Origin of the sequence: Streptococcus agalactiae ATCC 13813 (assembly GCF_000186445.1) — a bacterium.
GTDB classification, from domain to species: Bacteria; Bacillota; Bacilli; order Lactobacillales; family Streptococcaceae; genus Streptococcus; species Streptococcus agalactiae.
In genome coordinates, this window is record NZ_GL636070.1 from 213,062 (window position 1) to 236,596 (window position 23,535).

The 23,535-nt window shown below is 35.7% G+C and carries 24 protein-coding genes and 2 pseudogenes; 25 read left to right on the forward strand and 1 reads right to left on the reverse strand.

Going from position 1 to position 23,535, the window contains the following annotated elements:
* The 8 genes and pseudogenes from HMPREF9171_RS111890 to HMPREF9171_RS111855 all read left to right on the forward strand — a co-directional run.
* The coding region (locus HMPREF9171_RS111890; protein WP_000306733.1) for a radical SAM/SPASM domain-containing protein at positions 1-738 on the forward strand (738 nt) is incomplete at its 5' end.
* Positions 722-1,579 carry a phosphotransferase gene (locus tag HMPREF9171_RS111885; protein ID WP_001871946.1) on the forward strand — a complete coding sequence of 286 codons (858 nt, stop codon included), beginning with the start codon at positions 722-724 and terminating at the stop codon, positions 1,577-1,579. The genes HMPREF9171_RS111890 and HMPREF9171_RS111885, both read left to right, overlap by 17 nt.
* Positions 1,563-2,006 (forward strand): NUDIX hydrolase, encoded by a 444-nt coding sequence (locus HMPREF9171_RS111880; RefSeq protein ID WP_001255977.1) that lies wholly within the window; start codon positions 1,563-1,565, stop codon positions 2,004-2,006. Before HMPREF9171_RS111885 ends, HMPREF9171_RS111880 begins: the two co-directional genes overlap by 17 nt.
* Entirely contained in the window at positions 2,006-3,205 is a 1,200-nt protein-coding gene (locus HMPREF9171_RS111875) for a nucleotide sugar dehydrogenase (RefSeq protein WP_000259329.1), read from the forward strand. Before HMPREF9171_RS111880 ends, HMPREF9171_RS111875 begins: the two co-directional genes overlap by 1 nt.
* Positions 3,206-3,240: 35 nt before the next feature.
* Positions 3,241-4,197 (forward strand): recombinase family protein, encoded by a 957-nt coding sequence (locus HMPREF9171_RS111870; RefSeq protein ID WP_001871950.1) that lies wholly within the window; start codon positions 3,241-3,243, stop codon positions 4,195-4,197.
* A complete protein-coding gene (locus tag HMPREF9171_RS111865) occupies positions 4,190-5,629 on the forward strand; it encodes a recombinase family protein (protein WP_000160969.1) in 1,440 nt (479 codons plus the stop codon). Before HMPREF9171_RS111870 ends, HMPREF9171_RS111865 begins: the two co-directional genes overlap by 8 nt.
* Positions 5,630-5,739: 110 nt before the next feature.
* A pseudogene (locus HMPREF9171_RS111860) lies at positions 5,740-6,066 on the forward strand (NUDIX domain-containing protein); the annotation flags it as partial.
* Positions 6,038-6,508 carry a GNAT family N-acetyltransferase gene (locus HMPREF9171_RS111855; RefSeq protein WP_000631751.1) on the forward strand — a complete coding sequence of 157 codons (471 nt, stop codon included), beginning with the start codon at positions 6,038-6,040 and terminating at the stop codon, positions 6,506-6,508. The pseudogene HMPREF9171_RS111860 and the gene HMPREF9171_RS111855, both read left to right, overlap by 29 nt.
* A 38-nt stretch (positions 6,509-6,546) precedes the next feature.
* Here the strand turns inward: HMPREF9171_RS111855 and HMPREF9171_RS111850 are convergent, their stop codons facing one another.
* A complete protein-coding gene (locus HMPREF9171_RS111850; RefSeq protein WP_000859575.1) occupies positions 6,547-7,263 on the reverse strand; it encodes a MerR family transcriptional regulator in 717 nt (238 codons plus the stop codon).
* 129 nt (positions 7,264-7,392) lie between these two features.
* Between HMPREF9171_RS111850 and HMPREF9171_RS111845 the strand changes: the two genes are divergently transcribed.
* The 17 genes and pseudogenes from HMPREF9171_RS111845 (at position 7,393) to HMPREF9171_RS111770 (ending at position 23,397) form a co-directional block, all read left to right on the forward strand.
* Positions 7,393-7,845 (forward strand): MepB family protein, encoded by a 453-nt coding sequence (locus HMPREF9171_RS111845; RefSeq protein ID WP_228305702.1) that lies wholly within the window; start codon positions 7,393-7,395, stop codon positions 7,843-7,845.
* Positions 7,842-8,795, forward strand: a complete 954-nt coding sequence (gene prmA, locus HMPREF9171_RS111840; RefSeq protein WP_001099298.1) for a 50S ribosomal protein L11 methyltransferase — start codon at positions 7,842-7,844, stop codon at positions 8,793-8,795. The genes HMPREF9171_RS111845 and prmA overlap by 4 nt, the downstream gene beginning before the upstream one ends.
* The gene (locus HMPREF9171_RS111835) at positions 8,795-9,535 is read left to right on the forward strand and encodes a 16S rRNA (uracil(1498)-N(3))-methyltransferase (protein WP_001188246.1); all 741 of its coding nucleotides are present in this window, start codon (positions 8,795-8,797) and stop codon (positions 9,533-9,535) included. Before prmA ends, HMPREF9171_RS111835 begins: the two co-directional genes overlap by 1 nt.
* Positions 9,532-10,119, forward strand: coding sequence for an AAA family ATPase (locus tag HMPREF9171_RS111830; protein WP_000582348.1), 588 nt, complete (start codon positions 9,532-9,534; stop codon positions 10,117-10,119). Before HMPREF9171_RS111835 ends, HMPREF9171_RS111830 begins: the two co-directional genes overlap by 4 nt.
* Before the next feature lie 200 nt (positions 10,120-10,319).
* Entirely contained in the window at positions 10,320-11,201 is an 882-nt protein-coding gene (locus HMPREF9171_RS111825) for a substrate-binding domain-containing protein (RefSeq protein ID WP_000716332.1), read from the forward strand.
* 14 nt (positions 11,202-11,215) lie between these two features.
* Positions 11,216-12,061, forward strand: coding sequence for a phosphate ABC transporter permease subunit PstC (pstC, locus tag HMPREF9171_RS111820; RefSeq protein ID WP_000814831.1), 846 nt, complete (start codon positions 11,216-11,218; stop codon positions 12,059-12,061).
* A gap of 1 nt (position 12,062) precedes the next feature.
* Positions 12,063-12,941 (forward strand): phosphate ABC transporter permease PstA, encoded by an 879-nt coding sequence (gene pstA / locus HMPREF9171_RS111815; protein WP_000427930.1) that lies wholly within the window; start codon positions 12,063-12,065, stop codon positions 12,939-12,941.
* Positions 12,934-13,683, forward strand: coding sequence for a phosphate ABC transporter ATP-binding protein PstB (gene pstB, locus HMPREF9171_RS111810; protein ID WP_000041121.1), 750 nt, complete (start codon positions 12,934-12,936; stop codon positions 13,681-13,683). The genes pstA and pstB overlap by 8 nt, the downstream gene beginning before the upstream one ends.
* The gene (gene phoU, locus HMPREF9171_RS111805) at positions 13,680-14,336 is read left to right on the forward strand and encodes a phosphate signaling complex protein PhoU (RefSeq protein WP_000621377.1); all 657 of its coding nucleotides are present in this window, start codon (positions 13,680-13,682) and stop codon (positions 14,334-14,336) included. The genes pstB and phoU overlap by 4 nt, the downstream gene beginning before the upstream one ends.
* Positions 14,336-15,013, forward strand: a complete 678-nt coding sequence (locus HMPREF9171_RS111800) for a winged helix-turn-helix domain-containing protein (RefSeq protein WP_000638643.1) — start codon at positions 14,336-14,338, stop codon at positions 15,011-15,013. Before phoU ends, HMPREF9171_RS111800 begins: the two co-directional genes overlap by 1 nt.
* Positions 15,006-16,661 carry a sensor histidine kinase gene (locus tag HMPREF9171_RS111795; RefSeq protein WP_000162283.1) on the forward strand — a complete coding sequence of 552 codons (1,656 nt, stop codon included), beginning with the start codon at positions 15,006-15,008 and terminating at the stop codon, positions 16,659-16,661. Before HMPREF9171_RS111800 ends, HMPREF9171_RS111795 begins: the two co-directional genes overlap by 8 nt.
* Before the next feature lie 157 nt (positions 16,662-16,818).
* Complete coding sequence (locus HMPREF9171_RS111790) at positions 16,819-19,002, forward strand: PTS transporter subunit IIBC (RefSeq protein WP_000795067.1); 2,184 nt, start codon at positions 16,819-16,821, stop codon at positions 19,000-19,002.
* Between the two features lie 53 nt (positions 19,003-19,055).
* Positions 19,056-19,871 (forward strand): endonuclease/exonuclease/phosphatase family protein, encoded by an 816-nt coding sequence (locus HMPREF9171_RS111785; protein ID WP_001029865.1) that lies wholly within the window; start codon positions 19,056-19,058, stop codon positions 19,869-19,871.
* A gap of 276 nt (positions 19,872-20,147) precedes the next feature.
* Entirely contained in the window at positions 20,148-20,900 is a 753-nt protein-coding gene (locus HMPREF9171_RS111780) for a response regulator transcription factor (RefSeq protein WP_001019934.1), read from the forward strand.
* A gap of 68 nt (positions 20,901-20,968) precedes the next feature.
* Positions 20,969-21,266, forward strand: a pseudogene (locus HMPREF9171_RS1000000114215) (GHKL domain-containing protein).
* Between the two features lie 122 nt (positions 21,267-21,388).
* Entirely contained in the window at positions 21,389-22,237 is an 849-nt protein-coding gene (locus HMPREF9171_RS111775; RefSeq protein WP_000926587.1) for an ABC transporter ATP-binding protein, read from the forward strand.
* A 5-nt stretch (positions 22,238-22,242) separates the two neighbouring features.
* Positions 22,243-23,397: an ABC transporter permease subunit gene (locus HMPREF9171_RS111770; RefSeq protein ID WP_000623422.1), complete on the forward strand. Its 1,155-nt coding sequence runs from the start codon at positions 22,243-22,245 to the stop codon at positions 23,395-23,397.
* Positions 23,398-23,535: the final 138 nt, after the last annotated feature.

The following is a 23,535-nucleotide window of genomic DNA, read 5'->3' on the forward strand; positions in this document are numbered from 1 at the left end:
CGATTATTAATTAATAATAGAATTCTCGATATTCTAACAAGAATGAATTACATACTAATTAGTGTTGATGCTGGCTCACAGAATACATATGATTGTCTAAAAAACAATGGTAAATCATCTACAAACTTTCAACGATTATTGGACAATATAGAAATGTTGAATAAATATAAAAATGATTATAATAGGGGTGTTGAAATTAATGTAGGGTTTGTATTAAATGAAATGAATTACAATGAAATTTATCCATTGGCTGTATTATTAAAAGAAAGAGGGGTATCGAATTTAAGGATTAAAACAGATATTTCATTGAAATATTTGATTGATGAGTCTTTCAAAACTTTAGTTCAGGAGCAATATGATCTTGTTCGAAAAAATCTTGTTGATGAGAGCTTTAATCTAGTAGAGTTACATCGAATAACAAAACAAGTAGATAGAGAAAGATACTTTGATAGGTGTATAATTAATAAAATATACGCTAATATAAGCTCTGATGGATTTGTTTATGCATGTAACTATCATCCAGCAATTAAAGGAGTAAAGTATGGAAATGTAAAAACAGTCCCATTTGATGAAATTTGGGAAAATGCAGAAAAGGATTTTAATTTATCATTGTGTCCAAGGGTATGTGATCCATTTAAAACAAGAGCAAATAATATGCTGAATTCTTATTTCAATGATACAGATTATAGAAATCAAGTTGATAGTGTACTGGTTGATAGATATGGATATTCTAAGTAAAAAGTTTAACAAAAATATATATAAGGTTATAGTTGCAGGAAATGCTTACATTATTAATTATTGTTTATTAGATAACCAAAAATTATTTAATAACTTGAATAAAATACATACATACTGTAGTCAAAAGGGATTATGTCCTGAAATTATTGTAAATTCAAAAAAATTTTTTATTTATAAGTACCTAGCCAGTTTGGAAGTTGAAGAAAATTTTCGAAGGTATGCTAGGAGTATTGGAGAACTGCATAAAACATTATCAGAAGCAGAAATTGATTTTAGTTCTTTGTATCAATTCAAAAATCAAAGTTATGAACTAAGTATTAGACAGCTGGAATTAATGAATACTAAGAATTCAAGAGATATGACTGAAATTTTAAAAAGTCTTAAGAAAAATAATTGCTTATCTGTGAAGATGAACGAAGAAGATATTAGGTTAATACACGGTGATTTGCATATAGGTAACATTATTTTTTCTGAAAGCAATAGAACTTTCTTTATTGACTTTGAACAGCTATCTTATTTTTACGCTTCATATGAAGTATTACGTTTTTTCTTTCATACAATTAGTCTAGAGGATGATATGTCCAATATATTAAAAAATCTTCAATCATTTATTTGTGAATATAATAAAATAGTTGGACTAGAAATATCAGAATGGTCCGCAAGTTTATTTTTTTATTTAGAAATATTAACAAAAGATACTTCAATGGCAGTCAGTAATCCAAAATATTACGGATTTAGAGTCAATCTAGCAAAATTTATATTTAGAAATTTTGATGATTTATTTTTAACAATTGTTAATGCTATTCAGATTAGAGAGGAAAACAATGAGGTCAGAATATAATGTTTTAGTAATACCATTTGTTGAGAAAGAAGGCTTAGTTGAATTTTGTATCTTAAAAAGAACAGATTTAAAAATTTGGCAATTTGTAGCTGGAGGTGGTGAAAGTGGAGAAGATTCCATAACTTCTGCTTTGAGGGAGTTAGAGGAAGAAATTGGTTATAAAGGTGATAGAGAAAAAATAATATGTTTAGATTCAAGTGCAACTGTGAGAATTGATTGTTTTCCTGACTTAAAAGAAAGTAATAAATTTGTCATACCTATCCATTGTTTTGCATGTAGGATGAGTGACAAAAACATTATTCTTTCTAATGAACATACTGAATATAAATGGGTTAACTACGAGATTGCAGATCAATTCTTACATTTTGATTTGGATAAAACTGCAATGTGGGAGCTTGCTAAAAGAATTGTGAGGAATGAATATTGATGGTAACATATGAAGAGTTACGTAATCGAAACGCTTCAATTTGTGTAATTGGCTTAGGTTATGTTGGATTTCCATTACTCAAATTATTATCCAAAAAATACAGAGTGATTGGATATGATAGCGATTACAGGGTTGTTGCAAAATTATCAGCAGAAGCTGGGAATATAAATAAGAACTATGAACTGACTAATGATCCGAAGGCTATAAGTAATTGTAAGGTTTTTATTGTTACAGTTCCAACACCAACTAATGAGGATGATTACTCACCAAATTACTCATATATAAAAAGTGCTACAGCCACCATTGCTTCTCATATGGGGATAGGTACACTTGTTATATATGAATCAACCGTAGGACCTGGCACTACTGTTGAAAAGTGTGTCCCATTATTGGAAAAAATATCAGGACTTAAATGTGGTAAGGATTTTAGTGTGGGTTATTCGCCTGAAAGAATAAATCCAGGTGATACTATAAATACACTTGAGCAAATCACGAAACTCGTCTCAGGGTTTGATTTGAAAACTACAAATTTAATAAAACAGATATATGATAATGTTATGATTACGCCAACTTATCCTGTTTCAGATATAAAAATTGCAGAACTTTCAAAGCTTTTAGAAAATATACAAAGAGATGTTAATATTGCTTTGTTAAATGAGTTTTCTGAAGTATTATCTAATTTAAACATTAATGTACAAGAAGTACTAGAAGCTGCTCGTACAAAATGGAATTTTGTGAATTTTAGACCAGGGATTGTTGGTGGGCACTGTATAGGGGTTGATATCAATTATTATTTGGAATTTGTTAGTAAAAATAATCTCACTTCTAAATTAATTGGAACTGCAAGGGACATAAATGAAGAACATGTTGAATATATATTTGAAAAGATTCAGGGATATCTTGAGAATAGTAATGCAAAAAAAATTTGTGCGATGGGAATTTCTTACAAAGAAAATGTTTCTGATATTCGTAATAGTAAGGCTTTGAAAATAATAAATCATCTTCAAGATTCAAAAAAATTTGAGATAGATATTTTTGATCCATTACAAGATAAGGAGGAAATGAAACAAAATAAAATATCTCTGATAGATATAAAAGATTTTGATCCATGTCAGTATGACTGCTTATTACTATTTGTTGCTCATAGAGCATTTAAAGAATTTTTAGATGATAAAATTAATTTCGATACCCAATTTTAGAGTTTGTTTTTCAAGAGGCAATCGAAGGTAAATCCATGCCTCAGATTACTGCTGAATTGAATCGTAGAGAAATTGCTGTACCTCATTCCTACCGTAAGACAGGTCAATTATATAGAAGTGAGCAGGATACGAAAAGATGGCAAGCAGGAAATTTACTTCGTCTGATTAAGATGCCTGTTTACAGGGGAGACCTTGTTCAGCGAACACGAAACAAATCCTTATCTGAAGATGACTATATCTATTTTGAAAATGCGCAGGAAGCCTATATCAGCAAAGATGACTACGAAAAAATTCTTCAGTATTCAGCTAGTCGTAAGTCTGTTAAAAAGACTGACCGAGTGAAAACTTCAAATCGCTATAAAGGTTTGATTTATGCCAAAACCAAATCAGCTCAAATGGTTCGAAAGTGTCGCCATTTTTCAAACAATAAGTCTGATTATGATTACTATTATTTTATGGACTACGTCTATGATTCCAACCAATCAGAAAGACGGACAGTTTCTATTAGTGAGAATGCTTTGGATAAGATAATCTTAGAGTTGCTTCAAACTACAATGAAGCGTTTAGGTACAGTTGAGACTTTATTGCCTCGACTTGAATCTAAAAAGGAGAATTGCCTTAAGAATTATCAAAAGCAGTTGAGGGGTCATCAAGGTTCAATAGTACAATGGAATGCTGAACTAAGCGATCTATACGCAGTGTTCAGTCTTAATCGGTCTAAGCGAGAAGACTATCTTTCCAAGAAGAAAGAAATAAACTCAAAAATCAAAACCATTTCACAAGAAATAGCCCAATGTGAAACTTCAATAAAGCAGATTGAGGAGGAGCACAGTAAGCAGGTGAATTGGGTTAGACATCTAGCCAAGAGTAACAATCAAGCAGTTTTAACGGCAGAACTCTTAAATTCTTTAATAGAACGGATTGAAGTTGATGTGGACAAAACAGTCACAGTAACTTTTAACTGTCGGATCGGGGGGGACGAGCATGACTAAAATCGCTCTATACCTCCGCTTGTCAGTTGATGAGGCTAATACAGATGAAAGCAACTCAATTACTCATCAACGGTACTTATTAAACCATTTTCTTGACCAAGAATCTAAGTTCAAGAACTGGGAACGTTTGGAGTTTGTGGACGATGGTTTTTCAGGCACCAGTCTTAACCGTCCAGCCTTTAAACGCATGATGGCTGATGTTAAGGCTGGAACTATCCGTTATATCATCGTCAAGGATTTGTCTCGATTTATGCGTGACTATCTGGAATTGGGAAACTATTTGGAGAATATTTTTCCTTTTCTCGGAGTTCGATTTATTGCTCTCAACGACCATTATGATAGCCTGGTTTCTGAACATAATGGACTGGATATTGATGTGCCCTTTAGAAACTTACTCAATGATTTCTACGCCAAAGATGTTTCTGAAAAAGTCAAGAGTGCAATGAACAGTATGAAACGCTCTGGGAAGAACATGAGTTGGTTACCACCGTTTGGTTATATCAAGGACCCAAATGACCGATTTAAGATTATCATTGATGAGGAAGTCGCTCCAATTGTGAGACGAATTTTTAGACTTTGCATTGAGGGAATGGGAACTCAAAAAATAGCGATGTTACTTAATAGTGAACAGACTATTACTCCAGCAGAGAGGAAAATGCAGGTTAGTCAAGCAAGGTATGCAAAATCAATTATCATTACTGTCGAACAAAAGAGGAATGTATGGACGAGAAGTGGAGTTCTCCAAATACTCAAAAATGAAGCCTATAAGGGGACGTACCTGTTTAACACTAGAACAATGGTAAATGGTAAGCAGATTAGACGACCTGAATCAGAGTGGGAACGTCTTGAAAATAACCATGAGGCAATTGTACCAAGTGAGGACTTTGACAAAGCTCAACAATCACTGGCTTCTCGCATTAGTGGGGCGAAAAGTCAGACTTGTAATCAGCCACAAGAAGTTTTATTGCGAGGCTTAGTTATCTGTGAACATTGTGGGCATCGTCTCCTTCGATATAGCCACTATAACAACTATGATTATTTTTATTGTCGCTATTGTAGAAGCCAAGGCCAGAGCATGAAGTCCTGTCGGATAGATAGAATAGAAGATGCTATCGAGAAAGAATTAAAGTCTCGGTTGCCGATGAGCTCTCCAAAGTTACCCAAAAGGAATCCTATAAGAGAAGTTGAACGGCTGAAAACTCAAAAGGTTTCTCATTTTCAAGACTATAAAGAGGGTTTGATGACAAGAGAAGCTTTTATGAAAAAACGCCAGATTTTGGACAATTCTATAATGGAATTAGAAGAACAACTAAAGGTAGTTGATGGGGAAAATATAGCATTTGACAAGAAATTGACCAGGGAAGTGGTTGACATTCATATCGATAGGATTGTCGTCAATGGCCAAGGTTCTTTTACAGTCGTCTATAAATAATCAAATGAGAGGCTTGTGTAATAGCAAGTCTCTTTCTTGAAAAGTAGCTTTGTGGTATAATAAGAGTGTATAAAGTGGAGAAAAATAGTGTCATTTACTTGACATAAGAGGGTGGTCGTGAGGGCGATGAAACACCTTTGGAATGTCTTTTTCGAGAAGTTAGTGAAGAATTAAATCTGACCTTAACTCGAAACCATATTAATTGGGTCAAGACTTATAGGGGTATGTTGAAGCCTGATAAATTATCAGTTTTTATGGTTGGACATATCAGTCAGAAAGAGTACGATAGCATTGTTCTAGGTGATGAAGGACAAGGCTACAAGCTCATGTCCATTGACGAATTTCTAAGCCATAAAAAGGTCATTCCTCAGTTGCAGGAGAGGTTGAGAGATTATTTGGAGGTGGAAGATGATTACTTTACAAAAGGCGGAAGCTAGTGATTTAGAGAAGATTATTGCCATTCAGAGAGCTAGCTTTAAGGCAGTCTATGAGAAATACCACGATCAATACGATCCCTATGTGGAAGAAGTTGAGCAGATTCGATGGAAACTAGTGGAGCGACCAGATTGTTTCTATCATTTTGTCCTTGTTGATGAGACAATTGTTGGTTTTCTTAGACTGGTTATCAAAGACGAGGAGAAGCGTGCTTGGCTTGGTACGGCGGCTATTCTTCCCCAATATCAAGGGCAGGGCTACGGCTCAGCAGCGATGGCTTTATTAGAGAAAACCTATCCTAAGCTTACAAAGTGGGATTTATGTACGATTGCGCAAGAAAAACTAATGGTCAGTTTTTATGAAAAATGTGGTTATCATTCAACCCATACCGAACCTGAGCAAGAAGGAATGGATATGGTCTATATGACAAAGAAGATAGAATAAAAAAAGAAAACTAGATGATTGTCTAGTTTTCTGATAGTTTATTGGCAATAGTAAGCAATAGCTTGGCTGACAAAATCACTTGTTCCTGCTCCACCAGCTTTGTCAATTGATTGACTAAACCGGTCATCTGATTGATACATTTGTCCTAGTCCAGCAAGGATTTCATTGGTACAGGTGTAAAAATGCTGAGAGATATAGTCTTGTAGCCGTTTCACACACATTTGAACAGATTCATCAGATACATTTTGTGTCTTTAATTGCCCAAATTGTACCATTATTTTTGCCATTTCTTGGCTAATTTGTGCAAAGTCATCTGAAGCATGTTTTTGAGCAAATTCTTGGTAGGCTGCTGTTTGTCCCCATTTTTCTTTTGCTTCAGCTTGTAATTGTTCTAATTCTGTTTTATTATAAACATCGAAATTCATATAATCATCTCCTTTTTCTTGTAATCGTTTCGCATGGGTGATAACCTGCTCAAGATGCGATCTTTTCCATTCAAGCAATTTGATTTGTTGGGCTAATAAGTCTTGCCTTTCCTCTTTTGCTTGCTCAAGCAGGTATTTGATATCTTTGAGAGGGAATTCCAACTCACGAAATAGCAAAATTTCTTGCAGGCGAATCAATGCTTCATCGTCATAAAGTCGATAGCCTGCTTCGGATAGGGCGGTAGGTGGGAATAAACCGATTTTATCATAGTGATGCAAGGTGCGCACACTTACACCGCTTAAGATACTGACTTCTTTAACTGTTTTCATGGTAATAACCTCCTCTCACTTACATAGTATAAAGGATAACCTAAGGTCAGGGTCAAGCAAAAAATAAATTATTTTGAAAAGTATGGTTAATCATATTGATTTGAAGATAAAGGAGGGATAGTTATAGAAATAGTTGAGCTACTAAGGGAATGGTATTCTTCCTTTGAAGTTAAAGAAGAAAAGTGGAATGAAAAATATGAAGGTATCCTCATAAGAATTGAAGGCGATAGAAACTATAAAAGGTGTCGTTTAGCTCATAAGACAGCTAGCAAGATGGGGTATTTTACAGTATTTTGGCAGAAAGATGGAAATGGTAAAAATATTCCTTTTTATGAACAAGATGAAGTGGAAGATTTGATTATTGTCATTAAAGATGGTAGATGGAAAGGTTTGTTCATCATTCCCAAAGAGGTTGCAGTGAGTAAGGGTATTCTTTCATCTGCTAACTCTCAAGAAAAGATGGCTATGCGATTTTACCCTCCTTGGTGTAGCGATTTAAATAGAACAGCTTTGGTGACACAGCGATGGCAGTTGAATTATTTTATTGATTTAAGTAGAAATAATGAAGGAGTTACTACATGAACACATGGAATGAACTAACGGTTCACGTGAATCGTGAGGCAGAGGAAGCTGTCTCGAATTTATTGATTGAAACTGGCAGTCAGGGGGTTGCGATTAGCGATTCGGCTGACTACCTTGGACAGGAGGATCGTTTCGGTGAGCTTTATCCTGAGGTGGAGCAATCTGATATGATCGCTATTACTGCCTATTATCCTGATACGCTTGATATTGAGGTGGTTAAGGCTGATTTGGCTGATCGTTTGGCTAATTTTGAAGGCTTTGGTCTTGCGACGGGTAGCGTCAACCTTGACAGTCAGGAATTGGTTGAAGAGGACTGGGCTGATAATTGGAAGAAGTACTATGAGCCAGCTCGCATTACCTATGATTTGACCATCGTGCCGTCATGGACGGACTACGAGGCTAAGGCTGGTGAGAAAATCATCAAGCTAGATCCTGGTATGGCTTTTGGGACTGGGACTCACCCAACGACTAAGATGAGTCTTTTCGCTTTGGAGCAGGTGCTTCGTGGTGGTGAGACGGTTATCGATGTGGGGACTGGTTCTGGCGTTTTGTCTATCGTTAGCTCTCTTTTGGGTGCCAAGGACATCTATGCCTTTGATTTGGATGATGTTGCGGTGCGCGTGGCTCAGGAAAATATCGATATGAACCCTGGTACTGATAATATTCATGTGGCTGCTGGTGACCTGCTCAAAGGTGTCGAGCAAGAGGCAGATGTCATTGTTGCCAATATTTTAGCGGATATTTTGATCCATCTGACAGATGATGCCTACCGTTTGGTCAGGGATGGGGGCTACCTCATCATGTCTGGTATCATTTCTGAAAAATGGGATATGGTGCGTGAAAGTGCTGAGAAAGCTGGTTTCTTCCTTGAGACTCACATGGTTCAAGGTGAGTGGAATGCCTGCGTTTTCAAAAAGACAGATGATATTTCAGGAGTGATTGGCGGCTAATGCAACAGTATTTTGTAAATGGTAAAGCAGATGACTTTGTGACCATTGAGGACAAGGATACCATCAAGCACATGTTCAATGTCATGCGATTGACAGAAGATGACCAAGTGGTCTTGGTTTTTGATGATGCCATCAAGCGTCTGGCAAAGGTGGTGGACAGCTCTGCCCATCGCTTCCAAATTCTAGAAGAGCTAGACAGCAATGTTGAAATGCCTGTCCAAGTGACCATCGCCTCAGGCTTTCCCAAGGGAGACAAGCTAGACCTTGTGACACAAAAGGCGACAGAATTGGGTGCAGCGGCTATCTGGGCCTTCCCAGCTGACTGGTCAGTCGTCAAGTGGGATGGCAAAAAACTGGCTAAAAAAGAAGATAAGCTGGCAAAAATTGCTCTGGGCGCTGCAGAGCAGAGCAAGCGTAATCGTCTTCCTCAGGTTCGTTTATTTGAGAAGAAGGCTGACTTTCAAGCGGAGCTTAATGGCTTTGATAAGATTTTTATCGCCTATGAAGAGTCTGCCAAGGAGGGTGAAATGTCAGCGCTAGCCCAGAATTTGCAGACTGTAAAAGCAGGTGACAAGCTCCTCTTCATCTTTGGACCAGAAGGGGGCATTTCTCCAAAAGAAATCGCAGCTTTTGAAGAGGTTGGAGCTATCAAGGTGGGCCTAGGGCCACGCATCATGCGCACAGAAACAGCGCCGCTCTATGCTCTAAGTGTTATTAGTTACTCAACGGAGTTATTATGATTATTGCTATTCAAGGTGGTATGGCTGTAGGGAAAACCACAGCTTTGAAAATCATTGAGAAAGTTTACCCGAAAATCGCTATTAGTTTTGAGGATATTTCTCCAGTAGTTGATAAGATTAATAAACATCAGCTTGATAACAATAAATTAGACGATTATTGTGAAATTCAACAACTATTTATTCAGCATGAGCGAGATAGATACGAACTTGTTAGAGATAATGAAATAGTGTTAATGGATTATGGAGCTGAGGAAATTGCTTTCTATACACAATACTTTCCAAAGGTGGCGGGTTATAGTTGGACTTTACCTTCTAATTTGTTACTAGAGGTAAATAGGCTAAAGGAATGTTTTGCTGATTATATTATTTTTCTAGATGCAGATGAGACGGTCCTATACCAACGTCAAAAAAATGATTTTAATAGACGGCGTCATTTTTTCAAATGGTATACTTATCACCTGCTGCCTGCTAAAAAACATTATTTAGACACATTTTCCAATGTTATTCATATTAATACAAATCATTTAAATGCTGAGGAAGTGGCTGAAAAAATCATTGACATCATTCGTAAGTTAACTCTATAATGGGATAGTTATACTTCAATTATGTGGTATAACAACTGTTTCAAGCCGACTTATTGGCTGAATTACCATAATAGAAAAAAGGAGTTTGGATAATTTTCCAACTCTTTTTAATTTTACATTGATTTTACAAAAATCCTCAAAGAGATTTGATATTCCTTAACTATAATAAAATCAAATCAAAAAATATTTAGGAGTTCATCATGAAAAAACACAAAATGCTATCTCTTTTGGCGGTATCTGGTCTTATGGGAATTGGCATCCTAGCAGGATGCTCAAATGATTCATCATCTTCATCTAAAGGGACAATTAACATTGTTTCTAGAGAGGAAGGGTCTGGAACTCGTGGAGCTTTCATAGAGTTATTTGGGATCGAGTCAAAAAATAAAAAGGGCGAAAAAGTAGACCATACTTCTGATGCAGCAACTGTTACAAATTCAACTTCAGTTATGCTAACCACTGTCTCTAAAGACCCGTCAGCTATTGGTTATTCTTCACTAGGTTCATTAAATAGTAGCGTTAAAGTGCTTAAAATTGATGGCAAAAATGCAACTGTAAAAGATATTAAATCAGGAAGCTATAAGATTTCTCGTCCCTTCAATATTGTAACAAAAGAAGGTAAGGAAAAAGAAGCAACAAAAGATTTTATTGATTATATCTTAAGCAAAGATGGGCAAGCAGTCGTTGAGAAAAATGGCTATATTCCACTTGACAATGCTAAAGCATATCAAGCAAAAGTGTCATCTGGTAAAGTTGTTATAGCAGGTTCAAGTTCAGTAACGCCGGTTATGGAAAAGATTAAAGAAGCCTATCATAAAGTAAATGCAAAAGTAGATGTTGAAATTCAACAAAGTGATTCTTCAACTGGGATTACAAGTGCAATGGATGGATCAGCAGATATAGGTATGGCATCACGTGAATTGGATAAGACAGAGTCATCCAAAGGGGTCAAAGCTACTGTTATTGCAACAGATGGTATTGCAGTAGTTGTTAATAAGAAAAATAAAGTTAATGATCTATCAACAAAACAAGTAAAAGACATTTTTACTGGAAAGACAACGTCTTGGTCTGACTTATCAAAGTAAGGTAAGAGTAAACAATGAAACAAACAAAAGAAGGTCTTATGCAAGCTGTGTTTTTCATCACAGCTTGCGTCAGTGTTATATCAGCTATTTTAATTTGCCTCTTTCTCTTCTCTAGTGGTCTTCCAGCTATTACGAAAATCGGCTGGGGAAATTTTATATTTGGTAAAGTCTGGCATCCTAGTAATAATATTTTTGGCATCTTTCCAATGATTGTAGGTTCCTTATATGTTACAGCAGGAGCTTTACTTTTAGGAGGACCGATAGGTATCCTTACTGCTGTTTTTATGGCTTATTTCTGCCCAGAAAATATTTATAAGCCTTTAAAGTCAGCTATCAATTTAATGGCGGGAATCCCTTCAGTTGTTTATGGTTTCTTTGGACTCGTTGTTATTGTCCCTATGATAAGGCAATATATTGGTGGCTTTGGTATGGGAGTCTTAGCAGCTTCAATTTTGCTAGGAATTATGATTTTACCAACAATTGTTAGCATTTCAGAATCTTCTTTAAGAGCTGTTCCAGAGAGCTATTATGAAGGCGGTATTGCCCTTGGTGCCTCTCATGAACGAAGTGTCTTCTTTGCTGTTTTACCAGCTGCTAAACGTGGTATTTTAGCATCGGTTGTTTTGGGAATTGGACGTGCTATTGGTGAAACAATGGCTGTCATCATGGTAGCGGGTAATCAAGCTGTCTTGCCTCAATCGCTGACATCAGGCGTTAGAACTCTAACCACTAATATTGTCATGGAAATGGGCTATTCTTCTGGTTTGCATCGTCAAGCCTTAATTGGTACAGCTGTGGTACTCTTTATCTTTATATTAATGATTAATATCAGTTTTTCAGCATTACAGAAAGAGGAATAAGATGGAAAATATTAACCAAAGAACGTCAAAACAATATTTAGCATCTTTAAAAAAAGATCCCCTTTCCTTCTTTCTTTTTGCTATTGTCTATTTGGGAGCAATTCTAAGTTTTGCTACAATTGCATTTGTTGTTATTTATATTTTAGTTAAGGGGCTTCCTTATGTGAATACTGGCTTGTTTGCATGGACTTATAATACTCAGAATGTCTCACTATTACCAGCTTTCATTAACACTATCTTTATAATCGCCTTAACTTTATTATTTGCAGTTCCACTTGGTATTGGTGGATCAATTTATCTAACGGAATATGCTAGACGTGATAATCCTTATCTCAAAATTATCCGTGTTGCAACCGAGACATTGGCAGGGATACCTTCAATTATTTATGGTTTATTTGGTGCATTATTTTTTGTAAAATACACACACTTAGGCTTATCTTTGATATCGGGTTCTCTGACTTTGAGCATCATGATTTTACCTTTGATTATGAGGACAACTGAAGAAGCTTTACTATCTGTTCCGGATTCTTATCGAGAAGGAGCCTTTGCGCTTGGTGCTGGTAAATTGAGAACCATATTTAAAATCGTATTACCTAGTGCTATGTCTGGTATTTTTGCTGGTATTATTTTAGCGGTAGGACGTATCATTGGTGAGTCAGCAGCACTTATTTTCACAGCTGGAACAGTTGCAAAAGTAGCACATTCGGTATTTAGTTCATCTCGTACTTTAGCAGTACATATGTATGCTATTTCGGGTGAGGGCTTATATGTTGACCAAACTTATGCGACTGCGGTCATCTTATTGCTTTTAGTTATTATTGTCAATTTTGTATCTGGACTAGTAGCCAAACGATTAGGAAGTGAGTCGAACAGTGAGTAAATTAGTAATTAATAATTTAGATTTGTATTATGGAGAATTTCACGCTCTGAAGGATGTTAATTTAGACATTGAAGAAAAAGAAATCACAGCCTTTATTGGACCTTCTGGGTGCGGAAAGTCTACTCTCTTGAAAAGTATTAACCGTATGAATGATTTGGTCAAAAATTGCAAAATCACAGGGGATATTACTTTAGAAGGCGAGGATGTCTATAGACAATTGGATATTAACCAATTGCGTAAAAAGGTTGGAATGGTATTTCAAAAACCTAATCCGTTTCCAATGAGTATTTATGATAATGTTGCTTTTGGTCCAAGAACGCACGGTATTCATTCCAAAGCAGAGTTAGATGATATCGTTGAACGTTCCCTTAAACAGGCGGCTCTATGGGATGAGGTTAAAGATCGTCTTCACAAATCTGCTCTGGGTATGTCTGGCGGACAGCAGCAACGTTTGTGTATTGCGCGTGCTCTTGCTATTGAGCCTGATGTTTTACTTATGGATGAACCCACAAGTGCCTTGGATCCTATTTCAACAGCAAAAATTGAAGAATTGGTTATCCAACTGAAGAAGAACTACACTATTGTTATAGTGACACATAATATGCAACAAGCTGTTCGTATTTCTGATAAAACAGCATTCTTTCTGATGGGAGAAGTGGTTGAATATAACAAAACGAGCCAACTCTTTTCATTGCCACAAGATGAGCGTACAGAAAACTACATTACAGGGAGATTCGGATGATTCGTTCACGATTTGCAAGTCAACTTAATGACCTTAATAAAGAAATTATTTTTATGGGGGCATTGTGTGAGGACATCATTGGGAAGTCCTTAGGTGCTCTAACAAATAGTAATGACGTTTACCTTGACGATATTTCTGAAACTTATCACAAGATTGAACAAATGGAACGGGATATTGAGGAGAGATGTTTAAAACTTTTACTTCGTCAGCAACCAGTTGCCAAGGATTTACGCCGTATTTCTTCTGCATTAAAAATGGTTTATGATATGAAACGTATTGGTGCTCAAGCTTATGAAATTGCGGAAATTGTTAGTTTAGGTCATATTATCCAAGGTGCAGGTTCTGAAAGGGACCAACTTAACAGCATGTCTAATAATGTCATTAGTATGCTGACTAAGAGTATAGATGCTTTTATTTATGACAATGAAAAACAAGCGCATCAAGTAATTGAACAAGATAGGACAGTTAACCAGGAATTTGATACAATAAAGAAACAGTTAGTGTTATATTTTTCGGTACAGGATGTTGATGGTGAATATCCCATAGATGTTTTAATGATTGCCAAGTACCTAGAGCGTATTGGTGATCATACAGTAAATATTGCTAAATGGGTGCTTTTCTCAATAACAGGTAACCTAGATGGAGAAGCGTAATGATATATTGTGTTGAAGATGATGCTGATATTCGCGAAATGATGCTCTATACTTTGCAAATGGCAGGTTTTACAGCTCAAGGATTCTCGAGTTCAGAGCTTTTTTGGGAAGCTATTCAGGAGAAAGTTCCAGACTTGATTTTACTTGATATTATGTTGCCGGGAGATGATGGTTTGACTATTTTAGAGCGTTTAAGGAGAAAACATCAAACGGAAATGATACCAGTAATCATGACAACTGCTAAAGGTAGTGAGTATGATAAAGTTAAAGGGTTAGATCTTGGAGCAGATGATTATCTCGTCAAACCTTTTGGGATGATGGAAATGATTTCACGAATAAAAGCAGTCTTGAGACGTAGCCGCCAAGTAGATTCAAAAGCTCATATTATTATTGGAAATTTAGAGATTGACCCGACTAATTATTGGGTCAAAAGGGGAACGGAAAAAATCCACTTAACCCTAAAGGAATTTGAGTTATTAGTATTATTCTTCCGTAATCCCAATAGAGTCTTTACAAGGCAAGAACTTCTGGATAAGGTTTGGGGAGAACAATTTTTAGGAGAAACTAGAACTGTGGATGTTCACATTGGGACACTGCGAACAAAACTTGGTGAGGATGGCTATTTGATCGCTACAGTAAGGGGAGTTGGATACCGTTTGGAGGAAAGACATGACTAAAAAAATTTTCCGTACAACTTTATCCGCTAGTTTGGGAATTGTTTTAGTTACAATTTTGATGATTATGGGATTTCTCTATAATTACTTCAATCACATTCAGCGAGAACAGTTGAGAACACAAACGGCACTGGCGTCACAAGGAATTTCCTTTGAAGGTAAAGATTATTTTGAAAATCTTAAAACTTCAAATGTGCGTATTACTTGGGTAGATAATAAGGGACAAGTGCTTTATGATACCCAATCAGATGCAAAACATATGAAAAATCACGCCAATCGTCAAGAAATTAAAGAAGCTATCAAGAGTGGTTATGGTGAGAGCACGAGGTGGTCAGCGACACTTACTGAGAAGTCTATCTATGCTGCGCAACGTTTAAATAATGGAACGATAGTTCGTTTATCAGTTGCGCAACAAACTATTTTTTATCTTCTCCTTGGTATGATGAGTCCCTTAGCAATTATCATCTTACTTGCTATTATTTTATCTGTATTAATTGCACGATATATAGCGAAAAAAGTATCAGAGCCTTTAAACAATATTGACTTAGATCATCCTTTATCAAATGATAGTTACGAGGAGATAACACCATTATTAAGGCGTCTTGATAGCCATCAGGCTAAGATTCAACATCAAAAACTGTTATTACAAAAGCGTCAAAAAGAATTTGATACCATTATTTCTAAAATTAAGGAAGGAATGATTCTTTTAGATGATCAAGCAAGAATCGTTAGTATCAACGCAGAAGCTTTAAAGTTATTCCAAATTAATGATGATTGGCATGGGCGCTTTATGATGGAAGTTAGCCGAGATTTAACTCTCAAAGACTTAATCGATCAAGGACTAAAAGGGAAAAAGAAAGAGGCTAATATTGACATTGAAAATAATCATTACCGCGTCTTGGTAAGACCAACTACAGATAACAACCGAGTAACAGGATTGGTTGTTCTACTGTTTGATGTGACTGATCAACTCCAAATGGAACAACTTCAACGTGAATTTACTGCCAATGTCTCTCATGAATTAAAAACCCCGCTTCATGTTATTTCTGGGTACTCAGAACTGTTAGCTAATCAAATGGTTCCAAACGAAGAAGCCCCACAATTTGCAGCTAAAATTCATAAAGAATCTGAACGATTAGTTAAATTGGTTGAGGATATTATCAACCTTTCTCACCTTGATGAACAAGAAAAATTACCGCAAGAGACAGTAAATCTGTATGACTTAACACAAAAAGTTTTAGAAGGTTTACAAGCTAAAGCAGATAAGAAACACATACAAATCAATTTTAATGGAGAAGAAGCTATTTTGCGAGGGAATCCAGTTTTATTGAATTCCTTGGTGTACAACTTGTGTGACAATGCTATCACCTATAATCATGAGAAAGGTCAAGTAAATGTGACTCTGAAAAATTCATCTGATACAATTACCTTAGAAGTTAGTGATACGGGACTAGGCATTGCAGAGAAGGACAAAAAACGTATTTTCGAACGTTTCTATCGCGTCGATAAAAGTCGCTCAAAAATAGTTGGAGGGACTGGTTTAGGTTTGTCTATTGTAAAGAGTGCTTTAGATTTTCACAATGGTAGTATAAAAGTGGACAGCCATTTGGGGCAGGGAACAACAATGACCGTTTTACTTCACAAACAATAAAAACTCACGAATAAAAGTCTAGATGATATTATCTAGACTTTTTTAGTAATTCAGAAAAAATATACAAGTAAGGGTTTACAAAAAACAAATAAGTGCTATAATAAAACCATAATAACGCAAACGATTGCACTAGTAAGTGCATAATAGGAGATTGAAGATGAAAAATAATGTCAAACAGCTCTTTAGTTTTGAATTTTGGCAGAAGTTTGGGAAGGCTTTGATGGTTGTTATTGCTGTTATGCCAGCAGCAGGATTGATGGTTAGTATTGGTAACTCCATTAGTCTATTGGATCCATCAAATGTTTTATTAGGGCGCATAGCTAATGTTATTGCTCAAATTGGTTGGGGGGTCATTGGTAACTTACACATCTTATTTGCATTGGCTATTGGTGGTAGCTGGGCTAAAGAACGTGCCGGTGGTGCTTTTGCGGCTGGCTTATCCTTTATTCTTATTAACCTTATTACGGGGAACTTTTTTGGTGTTAAAACAGATATGTTAGCAGACAGTAAAGCAACTGTTCAAACGGTATTTGGTGCAACCATCAGAGTTTCAGATTACTTTGTTAACGTTCTTGGACAACCTGCTCTTAATATGGGTGTATTTGTCGGTATTATTTCAGGTTTCGTTGGTGCAACTGCCTTTAATAAATATTATAACTATCGTAAATTACCAGATGCTTTAACTTTTTTCAATGGAAAACGTTTTGTTCCATTTGTTGTTATTTATCGTTCAGTCATTGTTGCATTAATTTTATCAGTATTTTGGCCGGTTGTTCAATCAGGTATCAATGGCTTTGGTAAGTGGATTGCAAGTTCACAAGACAGTGCTCCAATATTAGCACCATTTGTCTACGGTACGTTAGAGCGTTTATTGCTCCCATTTGGTTTACACCATATGTTAACTATTCCAATGAACTACACGCAACTAGGTGGCACATACACTGTCCTTACAGGTGCAACTAAAGGAGCACAGGTGTTGGGACAAGATCCACTGTGGTTAGCATGGGTTGGTGATTTAATTAACTTAAAAGGCTCAAATTCAAGTCAATACCATCACTTATTGACAAGTGTCACTCCAGCACGTTTTAAAGTGGGGCAAATGATTGGTGCTTCAGGTATTTTGATGGGATTATCTTATGCTATGTATCGTAACGTTGATAAAGATAAAAAATTGAAATACAAGTCAATGTTTATTTCAGCAGCAGCGGCTACTTTCTTGACAGGTGTTACTGAGCCAATTGAGTACATGTTCATGTTTGCAGCAATGCCACTCTACCTTGTATATGCTGTCGTTCAAGGATGTGCGTTTGCTATGGCAGATATTGTTAACCTCCGCGTTCATTCATTTGGTAATATAGAATTTTTAACACGTGTTCCTATGGGCATAAAAGCGGGCCTTGGTGGTGATATTTTCAACTTTGTTTGGGTGACACTTCTTTTTGCAGTATTGATGTACTTTATTGCAAACTTTATGATTAAAAAATTCAATTTAGCAACAGCAGGACGTAATGGTAATTATGATAACGAAGAGGTTGATAATGCTCCTTCAACAGCTTCTGGTTCTGCTGATGCAAATTCTCAAGTTGTACAAGTTATTAATTTACTTGGTGGTCGTGATAACATTGAAGATGTAGATGCATGTATGACTCGTCTTCGTGTCACAGTTAAAGATGGAAATAGCGTGGGTTCTGAAGCAGCTTGGAAAAAAGCTGGTGCAATGGGATTGGTGTTAAAAGGTAATGGTGTTCAAGCTATTTACGGACCTAAAGCAGATGTCCTTAAATCAGACATTCAAGATTTGCTAGATTCAGGTACAGTTATTCCAATAGTTGATTTAGAAACAGGCCAACCTGTAGTAGCAGCCCAAGTTACAACTTATAAAGGAATAACAGAAGAAATTGTTTCGGTGGCTAATGGTCAAGTAGAAGCATTGGATGTTGTTAAAGACCCTGTCTTTTCTCAAAAAATGATGGGTGATGGCTTTGCTGTGGAACCAACTGATGGCAATATCTATGTTCCAGTTTCAGGTACAGTTACTAGTGTCTTTCCAACAAAACATGCTTTTGGTTTATTAACAGAAAGTGGCCTAGAAGTTTTAGTACATATCGGTCTAGATACAGTAGCTCTTGATGGTCAACCATTTGAGGTTAAAATTTCTAGTGGTCAAAAAGTGGTAGCAGGCGATCTTGCTGTAGTAGCAGATTTGGAAGCTATCAAAGCAGCTGGTAAAGAGACAAGTGTGATTATCGTCTTTACAAATGTTTCAGATATAAAAACTGTTAAACTTGAAAAATCAGGTCCACAAATAGCTAAAACAGTTGTGGCAAAAGTCGAACTGTAACAAACGATAGGAGCTGGGCAAGTCTCAGCTTCTTTCTGATGAAAGGATACTCTATGGCAAAATGCTTAACGTTAAATACTCATTCATGGATGGAAGTAAATGCTCTAAAGAAATTATTTGATTTAGCAGAGCATATCTTCCGTGAAAAATATGATATCATCTGCCTACAAGAGGTGAACCAGAGCATATCTTCCCCTCTTGCTAAGAGTAGTCCAAATTATCATCCGATTGAAGGTACACCAGCTCTTCATCAAGATAACTTTGCCTTGCAATTAGTGCATTACCTAAATCTTCAAGGTCTACACTATCATTGGACATGGGCTTATAATCATATTGGTTATAGCAAGTACCATGAAGGGGTAGCGATACTTTCTCTGAAACCATTAAAGCCAGATGATATTTTAGTTTCAGCTGTAGACGATGAGACTGATTATCATACTCGTCGTGCTCTGGTAGCTGAGACCACTCTGAATGACAAAGTTGTTACAGTAGTTAGCCTCCATTTATCATGGTTTGAGAAAGGATTTGCGGAGGAGTGGAAACGACTAGAAACTACCCTACTTGAGGTAGAAACTCCACTTTTACTCATGGGTGACTTTAATAATCCTACTGGAAATCAGGGTTATGAACTTGTTCTTAATAGTCCATTAGCATTAAAGGATAGCCACCAGATAGCCAATCATGTATTTGGGGACCATACTATTATGGCTGATATTGATGGTTGGGAAGGGAATAAAAAGGCTCTTAAAGTTGACCATATTTTTACTAGCGAAGACCTTTCAATCAGTTCAAGTCAAGTAGTTTTTGAAGGTGGTGAAGCACCTGTCGTTAGTGATCATTACGGCTTGGAAATTACCATAGATTTCTAATATCTTATAATAAAAGATACCCTTAGGTTCAGATAAAGTCTGTATCTAAGGGTATTTTAATAGAAATAATTTATTTTTAATACTTAACTACTTAATTAGGTGTTCAAATAGTTATATATATGTTAAAATTAGCATATATTTATTATGCTTTTAAAATTAGCCTCATGGACGTCACATATTAAGACGAGATAACTCATAAACGATACCTATGAGAAGAATATCGTAGTGGCTCTATTGTTACTATTAATATTCAAGTAATAAGATAGAGGATATAAGGTGAATATTTTTATACTTGAGGATGATTTTGTTCAACAAGCCCATTTGGAAAAAATCATTAAAGAGATTAGAGTTCAGTACAATCTGCATTTCAAAACAGTAGAAACGTTTGCTAAACCAGTTCAATTATTGGAATCAATTTATGAAATAGGTTTACATAATTTATTTTTCTTAGATATTGAAATAAAAAATGATGAGCAGATGGGCTTAGAGGTAGCAAAACAAATTAGACAAGTTGATCCTTATGCTCAGATTGTTTTTGTTACAACTCATTCAGAATTAATGCCTTTAACCTTTCGTTATCAGGTATCAGCTTTAGACTATATCGATAAAGGACTTTCACAGGAAGAGTTTAGCCAAAGGATTGAGGAAGTATTGTTGTACGTAGATGGCATTTGCAATAAGCCCTTAGTGGAAAATTCATTCTACTTTAAGTCGCGTTACAGCCAGGTACAATTACCTTTTAACGATCTTCTTTATATAGAAACATCCTCAAGATCACATAGAGTTGTCCTTTATACTGAAAAAGATAGAATGGAATTCACAGCCACTTTGGGGGATATTTTAAAACAAGAACCTAGGCTCTTTCAATGTCATCGCTCTTTTTTAGTAAATCCCTTAAATATTTTTAAAGTGGATAGGATAGATAGATTAGTTTACTTCCAAAATGGAACGACTTGTCTGATTTCACGCAATAAAGTGAGAGATATAGTATCTATAGTGGATAAATATCAAAAGGATAGAAAAAGATGAGTTCTATTTTAGACTGTCACTTCAAAACTTCTTTACAGGAGAGGTTGGTTGTTCAAAGAAAACTCCAATTGGCTAATATGATAGATTATAGCCACCATATTGAAGTTTCTTTAGAGACAGATGAACCTAAGATAGCCATGTCTTATTTTACATTAAACATAAGCAAATTTTTATCATAGAAAATTCGATAGTCGAGGAAAGAATAGATGCTTCACGTTTGTTTGGTTATGGAGCAAGTAGCAAGGGAGAAGATAGGGGTTAGGCCTTTATAATGTCATGAAAGTTATTGACCGTTATCCTAATGCATCTATTAGTACAAATAGTGAACAACATACTTTCCGTCAGGGCTTAGAAATAATCTTTTAGCTATATTACTTTACAATCATTTAGAGAGTAAGTGAGAAAGCTCATTTTTAACCTTTAGCTCAGTCGCTATATTTTAGTAATTGATTTTTCAACTGTCTTAATTATTGAAAGGAGACAATACTATGTTATTACAGCTAGATAATATCACTAAAAGCTACGGAAAAAAAATAGTACTTAACCAGATTTCCTACCAGTTTACTCCTGGTTTGTATGGACTCTTAGGAGCAAATGGTACTGGCAAAACAACCTTATTAAATTTGATGAGCCACTTTACATTCGCAGATAGTGGGAATATTTATTGGAATGGACAGGAGCAGTCGGAAGAATTTTATCGTCACATTGGTTTTTTACCGCAACATTTTCGCTATTATGATCAATTTACTGGCATTGCTTTCTTAAATTATATCGCTACCTTAAAAGGTGTTGATAAAAAGAAAGCTAAACAAGAAATTCCTAGATTACTAGAGCTTGTTGGTTTAGGCGATGTAGGTAAAAAGAAGATTTCATCATATTCCGGTGGTATGAAGCAACGTTTAGGCATTGCTCAAGCACTTATCAATGACCCTGAAATACTCATTCTGGATGAACCAACTGTTGGACTTGATCCTAAGGAACGGGTTAAATTTCGCCATATTTTGAGTCAGTTATCCACCAATAAAATTATCATTTTATCAACGCATATTGTGTCGGATGTGGAAGCTGTTGCCAAAGAAATTATAGTATTAAAAAATGGTAAATTTATCGAACATGGCAACACCGCACAGCTGTTGAAAACTATTGAGGGAAAAGTGTGGGAAATAACGACTGAACCAGATTTATCTCAGATACCCAATATTGCTATTGTTAATGAAAAAGTCATTTCAGATAGTCGGGTATTTCGTGTAGTGAGTGATATTTGTCCGAGTGATTCGGCACAGTTGGTTGTTCCGACTCTAGAAGATTTCTACATCTATCATTTTAGAGGGGAGTAAGTAAGATGATATCAATTTTTCCTTTTGAATTAAAAAAACTTCTACAACGTAAGGCAGCATTGGGGGCTTTTATTATCTTCCTTCTTGCTATTTTTGGTCTATTTTACCAGCATTTTTTTGTTGGGCAAATTAGTGGCTATTCTGCAGATAAAATACATGGTCGAGAAGCGGTTGCCATTAATCGTAGAATAGCTGAAAAATATTCAGGGGATTTATCTGAAGAACGAGTAACAAATATTATTAAAAACCATGTTAATCCGCCAGCAGGACGCCCCCCTATATTTGATGTTTTTAGTTATTATGTGGCAGACACTTTTGATCGTGATTTTTTAATTTACTATAACCAATTGAAAGATGATAAAACAATTGATTTTAATAAAATAAATATTAAAGATCAAAAACAGTTGGGTTCTGCGCTACCACTAAAACAACTAAAGCTAGGTAACTTTGCTCCTTGGAATCAACTTTTTGAAGTAAGTAATAGCACTTATATTTTAATTATCTTATTTACTCTATTCTTATCAGCTCCTCTTTTTTCAGGAGATAGGGCTAAGAAGATTAATCCTATACTACTGACGACTCGGTATGGACGTAGTCAGTTGACCTGGGCTAAGTTAGCTAGTACGATGACCATCGGTATTTCCACATTTATCCTAGCATATGCCCTCATTCTGACGGTATTTGCAGATTATTTTGGTTTTAGTGGTTGGGAGACAAGCGTTCAACTGAATTTATACTGGACATCACCTTTGGCTAATATTATGGGATTTCCTGTACCTATGACAATATCAACTGCTTTTGTTCATATTATTGTCTTACAATTTGTTGGACTCCTTTTTATAGCCAGTCTTAATTTCTTTATATCAAGCATCACAAATTCGCCATTAACATCTTTTGCTGTTTCAACGCTTGCCTTTTTTGCTCCTAGCTTTTTAATGGCTATGTTTAATAAAGGCGTGATAAACAAGTTATTAACTATTTTCTCAGTATCAACGACAGACACTCCAGCTTTACTTTTAAAATTATCACGTAATGGTAGTCATGGCTTTTTCTTTGATAGTTTTTCTGCTAATGAAATCTGTCTGATTAGTCTACGTATGTTAATTGCAGTGTTATTGATAGCCTATACCTATCGTTTAATGCGACGAAGAAGTTTATAATTCCCACTAGTTATCTGAACAAGAAATTATTCTAAGCTGATTTTCTTTTGCGAAATCAGCTTTTTTATTTCCTAATATGGTTGATAAGGTATTAACAATAATTATCAGATACCATTTAAGGCGTTTCAATGACTTTTT